This window comes from Lysobacter enzymogenes (assembly GCF_900106525.1).
Taxonomy (GTDB): domain Bacteria; phylum Pseudomonadota; class Gammaproteobacteria; order Xanthomonadales; family Xanthomonadaceae; genus Lysobacter; species Lysobacter enzymogenes.
In genome coordinates this window covers 703,270-716,792 of the sequence record NZ_FNOG01000001.1, presented here as the reverse complement: position 1 = coordinate 716,792, position 13,523 = coordinate 703,270, and the positions used below count along the sequence as shown (strand labels likewise).

Genomic DNA, 13,523 nt, shown 5'->3' with positions numbered 1-13,523 from the left:
GAATGTCGGGTGGGCTACCTGTAGGAGCGGCGCGAGCCGCGACTGCGGCACCGCATATGCCTGCGCCACTCGTCTCGCGCGGGCGATTTCCACGATTTTCGATCGGTTGCGCCGGCGTTCGCCTTGGCGCGGTCGCGGCTTGCGCCGCTCCTACAGGGAGTGGCCGTGGCTGTGTAGGGGAGCCGCGCGTGGCGCTCGCGACGCCGCGGCTCAGGCCAGCGGCAGGTAGACGTCGGTGCGCAGCAGCGCTTCCGGGGTTTCGTCGGGGTCGTCGAGGTATTCGTGGAACAGCGGCGCGGCGCGCAGGATTTCGCCGCTGTCGGGCAGCCAGTGCGCCAGCAGGGCGTCGGTCAGCGCTTCCAGGCCGTCGAAGGCGCCGACCAGGCGGACGCGGGCGTAGCGTCCGCCGCCCAATAGCTGCATGCGGATGCTCTCGCCCGCGTCAGCGGCGAAGGGCGCGCCCAGCGCCAGCATGCAATCGAAGGCGCAGGCCTGCGGCGGCACGTCGCGGCGGTCGTCGAGCGGCACGCCGTACAGGCCGCGCAGCGAATCGAGCAGGCCGTGTTGCGCGGCCCAGCCGAACAAGCGGCCGTAGCCTTGGTTCTGTTCGGGATAGGCGCCGGTCACGCGCAAGGCTGCGACCTGGAACGGCTCGACGCTGACCACTTCCACCCGCAGCGGCGCGGTCTCGCCGTCCTGCGGCGCCGGCGGTTGGGCGAGGCGGTCGATTTCGCGCCATAGCCGCTCCGGCTCGGCGCGCAGCTCGCTCGGAGTGCCGCCGATGCCCTGGCGCAGCGCGCGGGTGAACGCCTGCGGCGTCTGGTAGCCGACCGCAAGCGCGGCGTCGGTGACGCTGCGTTCGCCGTTGGACAGCAGGCGCAGGCCTTGCAACAGGCGCAGCCGGGCCACGGTCTGGCCGGTGGTTTCGCCGGTCATGGCGCGGTAGACGCGATGGAAGTGGAACGGCGAGAACGCCGCGGCCTCGGCCAGCCGGCTCAGCTCCGGCGGCTCCTCGCCGGCGATGATGGTCTGTTCGATCAGCGCCACCGCGCGCTGGATCCGGCGCAGATGGGCGTCGCGGGTGCCGGGCTTGAGCGCGCCGCGCGCGGGCGCGGCGTGGGTGCGGCCGGTGTCGGGCGCGGGTGCCACGAGGGGCGCGTCCACTGCGGATCGCTCTGTCGTCGGTGCTTCGGCAGCAGCCGCTTCGAAACCGGACGCTTCGCCGGCGGACGGCGCCGGCACGGGCTTGACGGGAGGCATGGTCCAGTTCCTCGCAGGCGTTGGGTGAAGGCCAGCATCGCAGTCGCGGCCGCGCGCGGCGGTTCCCATCTTGCGCTTTCGCCCGCGGCGGCGGGCTCAGTACGACAGCGCCAGCGCCGCCAGCACCGCCGCCTCGGTCAGCTCGGCCAGCGCGCCGCAGGTGTCGCCGGTCATGCCCTGCAATCGGCGCAGGCAGGCCCGGCGCCACAGCGCGAACACCAAGGCGGCCGCCGCCAACGCCAAGGCGCCGCGCCAGCCGGCCAGCGCGCACACCGCGGCGCTCACCGCCAGCGCCGCCCAGCACCCCGCACGAGGCGCCGCGACCAAGGCCTGGCCAAGGCCGCCGCTGCGAACATAAGGCGTGCTCAGGAACGCCAGCGTCAGCGCCGCGCGCGCCAGCAGCGGCGCCAGCAGCAACGCCGCCCACGCCGGCGCCGGCAGGCTCGCCAGCGCGGCGAACTTCAGCAGCAACACCAGCATCACCGCGACCACGGCCAAGGGACCGCTGCGCGGATCTTTCATGATTTCAAGCGTGCGTTCGCGGCTGTGCCGCGCATCCGCGCGCATCCCGCCGACCCAGGCATCGGCCATGTCGGCCAGCCCGTCCAGGTGCAGTGCGCCGGTCAGCGCGGTCCAGGCAATCAGCAGCAACGTCGCCGACAGCAGCGGCGGGCGGCTCTGCAAGGCCCAAGCCAGCGCGCACAGCAGCAGGCCGATCAACGCGCCCGCCAGCGGATACCAGGCCAGCGCGCGGCGCTGCGCGACGGGGTCGGCGAACACCCGCGCCGGCACCGGAATCCGGGTGAGGAAACCGATCGCGGCCAGCGCGGCGCGCATCAGCCGTCGACCGGATCGGCCTGCGCGCGCGCCTGCGAGCCTTCGCGCGCGGCCTTCGGCGGCCAGCTCAGGCCGTGCAGCGAGGCATGGGCGACGTCGATGTTGAGCAGGTCGGTGTAGCGCCGTCCGGCGGCGATGCAGCGCAGCAAGCGGATCGCACCGCCGTGGGTGACCACCAGCACGCGGCGGCCGGCGTGGCGCTCGGCGATCTCGTTCATCGCTGCGGTCAGGCGCGCGGCGAAATCGTCGAAACGCTCCGCGCCCGGCGGCGGATGCGCGACCGGATCGGCCCAGAACCGCGCCAGCGCGTCGCCTTCCTGCGCGGCGATCACGTCGACCGGACGGCCTTGCCAGTCGCCGAAGTGGTACTCGCACAAGCGCGGCTCCAGCGCCCACGGCAGGCCGCGCGCCTGCGCCAGTTCCTGCGCGAACGCGGCGCAGCGCTGCAGCGGCGAGCTGACGATGGCGTCCCACTCGCGCCCCAACACCGCATCGCGCATCTGCCGCCAGCCCAGTTCCAGCAGGCTGTCGTCGAGTTGGCCGCGATAGCTGCGGTGGCCGGTGTCGCCGTGGCGCAACAAATCGAGATGGACGGGATCGAAACTCATCGCGGCGTCGTTCCTTGTACGCAGTCGGTGGCGAGGAGGACCGATGATGCCCGCGCGGACGCCGCCAAGGGAATAGCCCGAAAGCCGGCCATCCCCGTTGCGGGCGCGCGCGCGTTCACGCGGTCGCGCCGGAAACGCCGGCCTGGGCGAAGGTGGCCATGCCGTTGTGCAGATCGCAGGCCAGCCGCAGCAGCGGCACCGCGACCGCGGCGCCGCTGCCCTCGCCCAGGCGCAGGCCGAGGTCGAGCAGCGGCTGCGCGTGCAGCGCGTCGAGCACGGCGGCGTGGCCGCGCTCGTGCGAGCGGTGCGCGTACAGCAGCCATTCGCCGCAACCGGGATTGAGCCGCTGCGCGGCCAGCGCCGCGACGGTGCAGATGAAGCCGTCCACCAGCACCGGGATGCCGCTCTGGGCGCAGGCGACATAGGCGCCGGCCAGAGCCGCGATTTCGAAGCCGCCGAGCCGGCGCAGCCGTTCATGATCGCTGCCGGCGACGGCGTGCAAAGCCAGCGCGCGTTCGATCACCGCGATTTTTCGGGCCACGCCGGCCGCGTCCAGGCCGGTGCCGGCGCCGGTCAGTTCGGCCGGCGCGCGTTGCAGCAAGGCGCAAGCCAGCGCCGCAGCGGCGGTGGTGTTGGCGATGCCCATCTCGCCGCCGACGAACAACTGCGCGCCGGCGTCGCGCGCCGCGCGCACGCTGGCGGCGCCGGCGGCCAGCGCGGCCTCGAGCTGCGCCGCGCTCATGGCCGCGGCCTCGCAGAAATTGGCCGTGGACGCGGCGACTATGGCGCGGTGCACGCCCTTGATCGGGCCGGGGTCGTTGACCGTGCCGAGGTTGACCACGTCCAGGCTCGCGCCGAGGCTGCGCGCGAGCACGGCGATGGCCGCGCCGCCGCCGGCGAAGTTGCGCAGCATCTCGCCGGTGACCGCCTGCGGAAACGCCGACACGCCCTCGGCGGCGACGCCGTGGTCGGCGGCGAACACGCTGATCCACACCCGCTGCAGCGACGGCTGCGGCGTGCGTTGCAGCGCCGCCAACCGCACTGCCGCGTCTTCGAGCCGGCCGAGCGAGCCCGGCGGTTTGGTCAGTTGCGCCTGGCGCGCGCGCGCCTGCGCGGCGATGGTTTCGTCGGCGCGCAGACAAGCGCGCGACCACCATGGGCTTGCTTCGTTCAAATCATCGATCTCCACATTCTTCGCTTTCACAACGCGGGCCCCTTCAACACCAGCGGCAACCCGGCCGCCACGAACGCCACCCGCTCGCAGCTCTCGCCCAGGGCCTGATGCAGGCGCCCGGCCTCGTCGACGAAGCGGCGGCTGAGCTCGCCCATCGGCACCACGCCGAGGCCGACCTCGTTGCTGACCAACAGCACAGACCCGTCCAGTTCGGGCAAGGTCGACAGGAAGGCTCTACGTTCGCGCTCCATCACACCCGCGTCCGCATGCCCCAACAAATTGCTCAACCACAACGTCAAACAATCCACCAACACGCAGCGCCCAGGCGCCGCATGCGCACGCAACGCCGCCGCCAGCTCGACCGGCTCTTCCACGCAAGCCCACTGCGCCGGCCGACGCGCACGATGATGCGCGATACGCGCATCCATCTCGCCGTCCAACGGCTGCGCCGTAGCGATGTAGACGACCTCGGCATGCGCCGCCGCCAAGCGTTCGGCCAACGCGCTCTTGCCAGAGCGCGCGCCGCCGAGAATCAAGGTGCGCATGCCGGTTCCTCGTGCGGATGGCGCAAGCCGAACAGCGCGGCCAGCGCGGCGGTGTCCAGATGTTGTTCGACCGCGTCGGCGAGGCGGTCGATGGAACGCTCGCGCAAGCCGTGCAGGTCCAGCGGTTCGGCGTCGACCAGCCCGGCCCAGCGCAGCAGCGCCGCCAGCGCCTGCGGCCGGTCGAACACGCCGTGCAGGTAGGTGCCCAGCACTTGCCCGTCGGCCGACAGCGCGCCGTCGTTGCGGCCGTCGTCCAGGCGCAGCGCGGGCGATGCCAGCGCCGCGCCGCTGCTGACGCCGCAATGGATTTCGTATCCCGCCGCCTCCGCGTCGGCGAAGCTCAAACGGCCGCGCACGTTGCGCAGTTGCTTGTTCGGTTGCAGCGTGGTTTCCAGATCCAGCCATCCCAACCCTGCGCTGGAGCCGGCCTCGCCTTCGATCCCCTGCGGGTCGTGCACGGCGCGGCCGAGCATCTGCAAGCCGCCGCAGATGCCGATCACCCGGCCGCCGTAACGCAGATGGCGGGCGATGGCCTCGGCCCAGCCGTTGCGGCGCAGCCAGGCCAGGTCGGCGCGGGTGGACTTGGAACCCGGCAGCACGATCAGGTCGCACGGCGGCGGCGCATCGCCCGGGCCGACGAAGCGGCAATCGACTTGCGGATGCGCGCGCAGCGCATCGAAATCGGTGTGGTTGCTGATCCGCGGCAGCGCCGGCACCGCCACGCGCAGGCGCGCGCCGGCTTTGCTGTCGGCCTCGCGCGGCAATGCGTCTTCGGCTTCCAGGTGCAGGCCGTGCAGATAGGGCAGCACGCCGAGCACCGGCTTGCCGGTCTCGCGTTCCAGCCAGTCCAGCCCGGATCGCAGCAGCCCGATGTCGCCGCGGAAGCGGTTGATGACGAACCCGGCCACGCGCGCGCGTTCGCTCGGCGACAGCAGCGCCAAGGTGCCGACCAGATGCGCGAACACGCCGCCGCGGTCGATGTCGGCGATCAGCAGCACCGGGCAATCGACCGCTTCGGCATAGCCCATGTTGGCGATGTCGCGGTCGCGCAGATTGATCTCGGCCGGGCTGCCGGCGCCCTCCACCACCACCGCCGCAAAGCGCTCGCACAGGCGCGCGTGCGAGGCCAGCACCGCGTCCATCGCGGTGCGTTTGTAGTCGTGGTAGGCGCGCGCGTCGAGCCGGGCGATGGCGCGGCCGTGCACGATCACCTGCGCGCCGGTGTCGCTGTCGGGCTTGAGCAGGATCGGATTGAAATCGGTGTGCGGCGCCAGCCCGGCGGCCTGCGCCTGCACCGCCTGGGCGCGGCCGATCTCGCCGCCGTCGGCGGTCACCGCCGAGTTCAGCGCCATGTTCTGCGGCTTGAACGGCGCCACCGCGACGCCGCGGCGATGCAGCCAGCGGCACAGCGCCGCGACCAACGCGCTCTTGCCGGCATCGGAGGTGCAGCCCTGCACCATGAGCACGCGCGCGCTCATCGCGGCGGCCTCGCGGCTTCGGCGAGTGCGGTTTCAGTGAGCGCGACCTCGGCGAGCGCGCCATCCAACCGTCGCCATTCGTCCTCGCCGCCGGGCAGGCCGAAACGCAGGCTCGCCGGCTCGTCGAACAAGCGGGTCAGAATCGCGCGCTGCGCCAAGGCCTCGTGCCACTGCGCGGCGCGCGGATCGCGGCGCCACTGGAAGAACGCGCTGCCGCCGCTCGGCGTCAGGCCGTGCGCGCGCAGCATCGTCACCAAACGTTCGCCTTGCGCAAGCAACTGCGCGCGCATGCGCTCATGCCAGTCGCGATCGGTCAGGGCGTGGCGCAGCACGTAGCGCGCCGGGCCGGTCAGGGTCCACGGGCCGAGCCGCTCGCGCAGCGCCGCCAGCAGCGTCGGCGCGGCGCAGACGAAGCCGCCGCGCGCGCCGGCCAGGCCGAAGAACTTGCCGGCCGAGCGCAGCACGATCAAGCCTTCGCACGCGGCTTCGCCGCACAGACTGTGTTCTGGAGTGGCGTCCATGAAGGCCTCGTCGATCAGCAGCCAGCCGCCGCGCGCACTCAGGCCGTCGTGCAGGGCCAGCAGTGCCGCGCGTTCGAAACGTTCGCCGCCGGGGTTGTTGGGATGGATCAGCACGATCACGTCGAAGCGTTCGCGCTGCGCCAGCAGTTCGTCCGCGGCCAGGGTTTCGACCGAATGCCCGGCGCGGCGCCACGCGTGCGCGTGTTCGGCGTAGCCCGGCGCCAGCACGCCGACGCGCGAGCGAGCGCGCAGCTCGGGCAAGGCCTGGATTGCGGCTTGCGAACCGGCCACGGGCAACGCCAGCGGCGCGCCGTAGTAGTCGGCGGCGATCTGCGCCAGACCGTCGTCGTCTTCGGGCAGGCGCTGCCAGGCGCGCGCAGGAATCTCCGGCACCGGCCACGCCTGCGGATTGATGCCGGTGGACAGGTCGAGCCACTGCGCTGCGGGAATGCCGTAGCGCTGCGCCGCGCGCAGCAGGCGGCCGCCGTGTTCAAGCATGCGCGCCTCCGGTCGCAGACGCTGCCGTCCGCAAGAAATCAAACATACGCATGCCACCGCTCCAACGCCGCGACCGCGGCCACGACGATCAGCCACAACACCGTGCCGCGCTCGACCAGCGCCAACGCGCGGCGGATCGATCCGGCATCCGGCGCAGCGCCTTCGCCGAGCAGCGGCCGCGCTTCCCACACGCCGTGATACGGCGCCGCCCCGCCCAGGCGTACGCCCAGCGCGCCGGCGCCGGCGGCCATCACCGGGCCGGCGTTGGGGCTGTCCCAGGCAGGCGCCTGCGCGCGCCAGCAGCGCAGCGCGCGCCGGCCGTGGCCGAGCGCGGCGTAGGTCAGCGCGGTCAAGCGCGCGGGCAGCCAGTTGAGCGCGTCGTCGATGCGCGCCGCGGCCCAGCCGAAGCGCTCAAAGCGCGCGGTGCGGTAGCCCCACATCGCATCCAGGGTGTTGCTCAGCCGGTACAGCACCGCGCCGGCCGGGCCCAGCAGCGCGAACCAGAACAGCGCGGCGAACACCGCGTCGCTGCCGTTCTCCAGCACCGACTCGGTCGCCGCCGCGGCGACGCGCTCCGGGTCCAACGCCTGGGTGTCGCGGCTGACGATGCGGCCGACCGCGGCGCGCGCGCGTTCGAGTTCGCCGGCCTGCAAGGCGTCGGCAACGGGCGCGGCGTGCTCGCGCAGGCTGCGCAGGCCGATGGCCAGGTACAACATCGCCGCCGCATACGCGCCGCCCAGCCAAGGCGACCACTGCCACAGCGCCCAGTGCAGCGCGCCCGCGGCCGCGCTCAACGGCAGCACCGCCAGAACCCACGCCGCCATGCCGCGCATTCGGCGATCGGCGTGCAGCGCGGTTTCCAGCGCGCGCGCCATGCGGCCGAAGCCGACCAAGGGATGCGCACGGCGCGGCTCGCCCAGCGCGGCGTCGAGCAGCACGCCGCCGAGCATCGTCCACGCCAGCGCCTGCGCGCTCATGCCAGGAACAGCCGCACGGCCGCGTCCGGGTTGGAGGGGAAATAGAAATGCACGAAGCTCGCGCTCATGCGGCCGCGGCGATACAGCGCTTCGCGGCTCGGGCCGCCGTTGGGGTTGACCGACATCGCCGCCACCTCGTCGGCGATCTCGGCCTGGGCGTAGTGGAAGGTGTGCCCGCGCAGTTCGCCTTCGGGCAGCGCCACCGCTTGCAGGCCCAGCGCGGCCAGGCGCGCGCCGATGCGGGCGCGGCCGCGCAGCAGCCCGGCCATCGGCGCGGCGCGGCCGTCGCGGTCGGCCAGTTCGTCCAGGCAGTACAACAGGCCGCCGCATTCGGCCAGCAGCGGCTTGCCGGCGGCGACGTGCGCGCGCAGGCCGTCGCGCAGCGCCGCGTTCGCCGCCAGCGCGTCCAGATGCAGTTCCGGATAGCCGCCGGGCAGCCACGCCGCATCGCAGTCGGGCAAGGCTTGGCCGGCGATCGGCGAGAAGAAAATCAGTTCGGCGCCGGCTTCGCGCAACAGTTCGAGGTTGGCCGGATACAGGAAACAAAACGCGGCGTCGCGCGCCACGGCGATGCGGCGACCCGTCAATGCGGTGGTCGGCGCAGGCTTCGGCGCGGCGGCGAATTCGACCGCCGGCGGCAGCTGCGCATCGGCGTGCGCGGCCCAAGCGTCGGCGAGTGCGTCCAGGCGCGCGTCGAGGTCGCTCAGCTCCCCCGCCGCGACCAGCCCCAGATGCCGCTCCGGCAAGGCCAGCGCCGGATCGCGCGGCAGCGCGCCGAGCCAGCGCAGCGACGCCGGCAGGCTCTCGCGCAGCAACTGCGCGTGGTAGGCGCTGCCGATCCGGTTCGCGGCGACGCCGTACATCGGCAAGCCGTCGCGATAACGCGCCAGGCCGACGGCGAGCGCGCCGAAGGTCTGCGCCATCGCCGAGCCGTCGATCACCGCCAGCACCGGCACGCCGATGCGCTGGGCCAGGTCCGCGCTCGACGGCGCGCCGTCGAACAGGCCCATCACGCCTTCGATCAGGATCAGGTCGGCCTCGCCCGCGGCCGCGTGCAGGCGCGCGCGCACGTCGTCCTCGCCGCACATCCACAGATCCAGCTGCTGCGCCGGCGCGCCGCTGGCGCGCTCGAGCACCATCGGGTCGAGAAAATCCGGCCCGGTCTTGAACACCCGCACCCGCTTTCCCTGGCGCGAATGCCAGCGCGCCAGCGCCGCGGTCACGCTGGTCTTGCCCTGCCCGGAGGCCGGCGCGGAGATCAGCAGCGCCGGGCAATGGGCGGGACCGGGCGCCGCGGCGCTCACAGCTCGATGCCCTTCTGCGCCTTGATCCCGGCCTTGAACGCGTGCTTGACCACGCGCATGTCGGTGACCGTGTCGGCGACTTCGATCAACGCATCGGGCGCGCCGCGGCCGGTGATCACCACATGCTGGCGCGGCGGCCGCGCGCTCACCGCGGCGACCACTTCGTCGACGGCGATGTAGCGGTGGGCCAGGGCGATGTTGAGTTCGTCGAGCAGGACGAAGTCGTAGGCCTCGTCGCTCATCATGCGCGCGGCCACCGCCCAGGCCGCCTGCGCGGCGGCGATGTCGCGCTGCTTGTCCTGGGTTTCCCAGGTGAAGCCCTCGCCCATCACGTGGTAGTCGAGTTCTTCGAAGCGGCGGAAGAACGCTTCCTCGCCGGTGGCGAAGCTGCCCTTGATGAACTGCACCACGCCGCACTTGAAGCCGTGGCCGAGCGAGCGCGCGAGCATGCCGAAGCCGGAGGAGCTCTTGCCCTTGCCGTTGCCGGTGTTGACCACCAGCACCCCGCGCTCGATGGTGGCGCGGGCGATCTTGCGGTCGATCAATTCCTTCTTGCGCTGCATGCGCTCGCGGTGGCGCTCGTCGCTGGCGGCGGCGAAGCCGGCGCGGCCGTCGGTGCTCTCGCTCATGCCGCAGCTCCCGCGCGCTGGCGCGATTCGAACAGGCGTGCGACGGCGTAGACCACGAAGCCCGCGCCGACATAACCGGCCAGGGTGCCGAGCGTGCGCGGGTAATAGCGCGGGATGCGATCGAGGAAGCCGGCCCAGGTCGCGTCCGGATAACGCCCGGACAGGAAGTAGAAGCCGCCCTTGGAAATCAGGTAAGCCACCGCCGAGATCGCCAGCAGGCTCAGCACCAGCACCGGCACGGTGGCGATGCGGTCGCGGTGCATGCGCGCGTAGACGCGCCCGCCCCACCACAGCGCGCCGTAGGCCAGCGCCAGCGCCCAATAGGCCGGCGACAGGCACCAGTCGGTGACCCGTCCCAGCGCCAGGCTGGCCAGGTCGAGCAACGAGGACAGCACGAACAGCGCCGGGAACAGCCAGGCCGGGCGCAGCAGCGCGCCGGCCAGGAAGAACACCGCCCACGACGCGCTCGGCAGGGCGTCGACGGTGGCGAAGTGCTGGCCGCGCGTGCACACCATCAGCGCGGCCAAGGCCAGCGCGGCGGCGATCTGCGCGTTGCGCGAGCGCAGCGGCAGCGCGGCTTCGCTCGGCGGAAGCATCCAGGTCATGATCGGTCTCTCCTCAACCGTGCCGCTGGGCAGCGTCGCCGCGCGGCCGCGCGAAGCGCGCGATCAGCGCGTGCGCCAGCAGCGCCGCGCCGATGTAGGCCATCGTGGTGCCGACGAACAACGGCCCCCAGCGCCACACGCGCTGGAGGTATTCGGCGAAGTTCGGATCCAGGTAGCGGCCGCCGAACCAATAGAACGCGCCGTTGGAGATCAGGAACGAAGCCGCCGCCGCGGCCAGCGCCACCGCCAGCGCGCCGAGCATCGCCCGCGGCCGCGCCGACATCGACGGCGCCCAGGCCCGGCCCAGGTACCACAGCACCGCGTAGGCCAGCAGCAGGAACGCATACGACGGCGTCACGCAGTAGTGCTGGAAGAAATCCATGCCGCGCCCGGTGATGGCGATGTAGTCGATCGCCACCGCCGCAGCCAGCAGCCCGGCGAACAAACGATGGCGCTGCAGGTACAGCCCGCCGAGGAAGAACACCGCCATCGACGCATCGGGCAGATGCAGCGCGGCGCCGATGGCGTGGAAGCGGGTGGCCGCCATCAGGATCGACAGGGCCGCGAGGATCGCCAGTTGCGCGGGGCCCGCGATCAGCGGACGCAGCTCGGCGTGCAGCGAGGACGGTGTCTGGGAGTGGGTCGTGGGCTTCATCGTCGCCTCTGGGTCGTTATCTCGTGTTGGCCCGGCCGCGCGCGCGGCCGGGCCGCGGGTCAGCGCTGGGGACGGTAACGCAGGCTCAGCAGATAGGTGCGGCCGGGTTGATTGTAGAAGGCCGCGGTTTCGTAGCGCCGGTCGAACAGGTTGTTGGCCGCCAGTTGCACGCTCCAGTCCGTGCCCAGCGCGTAACCCACGCGCAGGTCGGTCAGCGCGTAGCCGCCCAGGCGGCGGGCGTTGGCCAGATCGTCGTAGCGGTCGTTGGCGGCGTAGACGCTGGCGCCGAACGACAGCGCATCGCCGGCGCCGACTTCGAAGCGGCGGTCCAGATCGATGCGCGCGCTCTGCCGCGCGCGCCGCGGCAGCACGTTGTCGCGGTAGCTGCCGCGGCTGTCGTTGCGCGGGTCCAGCCAGGTCGCGCTGGTGCGCAGGTCCCAGCCGGCCAGGCGCGTGTCCAGCACCGCTTCCAGGCCGCGGATGCGGGCGCGGTCGACGTTGCCCGGCAGGCCGATGGACGCGTCGTAGGCGATCAGATCGTCGATCCGGGTCTGATACGCGTTGAGCGACCACACCTGGCGCCCGCCTTCGCCGAAGGTGCCGCGCAGGCCCAGTTCGAAACTGCGCGAGGTCTCCGGGCTCAAGTCGGGATTGCCGTAGCCGGGGTAGTACAGCTCGTTGAAGGTCGGCGCCTTGAACGCGGTGCCGTAGCTCGCGGTCAGGCGCAGCGCGTCGCTGAGGTTCCAGCCCCACAGCACGCTGCCGGTGGTCTTGCCGCCGAACTGGCTGTCGTCGTCGCGGCGCACGCTGGCCTGCAGCGCGTGCGCGCCGAACTCGCGCTGGTATTGGCCGAACGCGCCGCGCAGCACGCGCGAATCGCGCTTGTAGGCGGTGTTGCTGTCGACTTGGTCGCGCTGCCAGTCGAAGCCCAAAGTCAGCAGGCCGCCGCCGAGGCCGAGGTCGCCCTGCAGCGAGCCGAGCTGGCGGCGGGTGTCGAAGGTGCTGGAGTACTTGCCGTCCTTGTATTGCTCGCTCAAGTCCCAGCTGCGCCCGGCGTTGAGGCTCAGCGCAAGGCGGTCGCTGGGGCGGTAGCGCAGCTTGGCGCCGGCCACTTGCTGGACGATGTCGGCCTGGTTGTTCTGGCTGCCGTCGTACTCGTTGTAGCCCTCGGCGCGGAACACGCGCGCTTCAGCGTCCCACTGCTCGTTGAAGCGGTAGCCGCCCTGCATCGTCAGCGAGGTGTTGCGGTAGCCGTCGCGGTCGGGCGAATTGGTGAAGCAGCCGGCGCCGCCCGGCGAGGGCTTGCCGCGGCAGGCGTTGATGCCGTCGGTGTCTTCGTGCGCGGCGTTGATCGAATACCAGCCGCGCTCGCCCTTACCGGCGACGCCAGCGGCAGCGCGATGGGTCGCGTTGCTGCCGATGCCGACGCTGAAGCTCGGCGCGAACGGGCCCTGCGGGCGGCGGGTGAAGATCTGGATCACGCCGCCGATGGCTTCCGAGCCGTACAGGCTGGAGAACGGGCCGCGCACGATCTCCACCCGTTCGATCTGCTCGACCGGAATGTCCTGCAGCGAAGCGCCGCCGCTGGTGGCCGAGCCGAGCTTGATCCCGTCCACCAGCACCAGCACGTGGTCGGACTCGGTGCCGCGCAGGAACAGCGACGTCGACTTGCCCGGCCCGCCGTTGTTGGCCAGCGACGCGCCCGGCGTGCCGCGCAGCAGGTCCGGCAGCGAGGCCGGCTGCAGCCGCTCGATTTCGGCGCGATCGATCACGGTGACCGCGGCCAGGGTCGCGTCCTGGGTTTGCGCGGTGCGGCTGGCGGTGACCACGACCTGGTCGAGATCGACCGCGGGCGCGGCGTGCGCGCCGGCGGCGACGCCGAACAAGGCCAGCGACAGGGCCGGCGCGAGCGCGCGCAGCGGCTGGCGGGAAAGCGGGCGCGGGAAAAGCGGGGACGAAGCGAAGGGCGGCATTGCGTGCAGGTCTCCAGGCCGCGCCTCACCCGCGCGGCCGACAAGGGTCGGGACCGGCGCAGAAACGGCACGGAGGAATGCGCGCAGGCGCGATCGTCCGCAACCAGGCCCACCGCCGGTCGGTTCGCGCTCCGGGCCGGTCTCCGGGCTTGCGAGCGGAACCTGATCGAGCGTCCTTGTCCGGGTTCCCGTACCGCGCCTTCCCATGCCGGCCGTAGGCCTGAGCACAGTGGCGGTTGCGGTGCGTCGACTCGCTTACCGTTGCGGGGGCAGCTCCGGCTTGAGCGCGCGGACCGTTCTGAACGAACTGGCCAGCGGCGCGACCGGATTCCCGTTTCAATCGCCGGACTGTGCCGGCGATCACCTTGAGCGCGGGCATCTTAACAGCGCGCGGCCGCAACAACGCCAGCGCGGCGTGCGGACGGCGGCGCAGTGACCCGTGGCGATGCGCCCGCGGAC

13 protein-coding genes and 1 riboswitch are annotated in these 13,523 nt (G+C 72.4%); all 13 genes read right to left on the bottom strand.

Annotated elements, in window-relative coordinates; translation table 11 throughout:
* Positions 1–210 precede the first annotated feature (210 nt).
* A complete protein-coding gene (locus tag BLU84_RS03115) occupies positions 211–1,164 on the bottom strand; it encodes an AraC family transcriptional regulator (protein WP_170849072.1) in 954 nt (317 codons plus the stop codon).
* A gap of 192 nt (positions 1,165–1,356) precedes the next feature.
* Positions 1,357–2,100 (bottom strand): adenosylcobinamide-GDP ribazoletransferase, encoded by a 744-nt coding sequence (locus tag BLU84_RS03110; RefSeq protein ID WP_074863310.1) that lies wholly within the window; start codon positions 2,098–2,100, stop codon positions 1,357–1,359.
* Positions 2,097–2,705 (bottom strand): histidine phosphatase family protein, encoded by a 609-nt coding sequence (locus tag BLU84_RS03105; RefSeq protein WP_074862782.1) that lies wholly within the window; start codon positions 2,703–2,705, stop codon positions 2,097–2,099. The genes BLU84_RS03110 and BLU84_RS03105 overlap by 4 nt, the downstream gene beginning before the upstream one ends.
* A gap of 115 nt (positions 2,706–2,820) precedes the next feature.
* Positions 2,821–3,909, bottom strand: a complete 1,089-nt coding sequence (gene cobT / locus BLU84_RS03100; RefSeq protein WP_425479299.1) for a nicotinate-nucleotide--dimethylbenzimidazole phosphoribosyltransferase — start codon at positions 3,907–3,909, stop codon at positions 2,821–2,823.
* Complete coding sequence (cobU, locus tag BLU84_RS03095; RefSeq protein WP_074862777.1) at positions 3,906–4,424, bottom strand: bifunctional adenosylcobinamide kinase/adenosylcobinamide-phosphate guanylyltransferase; 519 nt, start codon at positions 4,422–4,424, stop codon at positions 3,906–3,908. Before cobU ends, cobT begins: the two co-directional genes overlap by 4 nt.
* Entirely contained in the window at positions 4,412–5,902 is a 1,491-nt protein-coding gene (locus tag BLU84_RS03090) for a cobyric acid synthase (protein ID WP_074862774.1), read from the bottom strand. Before BLU84_RS03090 ends, cobU begins: the two co-directional genes overlap by 13 nt.
* Positions 5,899–6,921 (bottom strand): threonine-phosphate decarboxylase CobD, encoded by a 1,023-nt coding sequence (gene cobD, locus BLU84_RS03085; RefSeq protein WP_074862769.1) that lies wholly within the window; start codon positions 6,919–6,921, stop codon positions 5,899–5,901. The genes BLU84_RS03090 and cobD overlap by 4 nt, the downstream gene beginning before the upstream one ends.
* A gap of 38 nt (positions 6,922–6,959) precedes the next feature.
* Positions 6,960–7,898: an adenosylcobinamide-phosphate synthase CbiB gene (gene cbiB, locus BLU84_RS03080; RefSeq protein ID WP_074862765.1), complete on the bottom strand. Its 939-nt coding sequence runs from the start codon at positions 7,896–7,898 to the stop codon at positions 6,960–6,962.
* Positions 7,895–9,202, bottom strand: coding sequence for a cobyrinic acid a,c-diamide synthase CobB (locus BLU84_RS03075; protein WP_074862762.1), 1,308 nt, complete (start codon positions 9,200–9,202; stop codon positions 7,895–7,897). Before BLU84_RS03075 ends, cbiB begins: the two co-directional genes overlap by 4 nt.
* Positions 9,199–9,831, bottom strand: coding sequence for a cob(I)yrinic acid a,c-diamide adenosyltransferase (cobO, locus tag BLU84_RS03070; protein ID WP_074862759.1), 633 nt, complete (start codon positions 9,829–9,831; stop codon positions 9,199–9,201). The genes BLU84_RS03075 and cobO overlap by 4 nt, the downstream gene beginning before the upstream one ends.
* Positions 9,828–10,427, bottom strand: a complete 600-nt coding sequence (locus tag BLU84_RS03065; protein ID WP_074863308.1) for a hypothetical protein — start codon at positions 10,425–10,427, stop codon at positions 9,828–9,830. The genes cobO and BLU84_RS03065 overlap by 4 nt, the downstream gene beginning before the upstream one ends.
* 22 nt (positions 10,428–10,449) lie before the next feature.
* Positions 10,450–11,091: a hypothetical protein gene (locus BLU84_RS03060; protein WP_233431048.1), complete on the bottom strand. Its 642-nt coding sequence runs from the start codon at positions 11,089–11,091 to the stop codon at positions 10,450–10,452.
* A gap of 59 nt (positions 11,092–11,150) precedes the next feature.
* A complete protein-coding gene (btuB, locus tag BLU84_RS03055) occupies positions 11,151–13,064 on the bottom strand; it encodes a TonB-dependent vitamin B12 receptor (protein WP_074862756.1) in 1,914 nt (637 codons plus the stop codon).
* Positions 13,065–13,181: 117 nt separating this feature from the next.
* Positions 13,182–13,447, bottom strand: a riboswitch (cobalamin riboswitch).
* Positions 13,448–13,523: the final 76 nt, after the last annotated feature.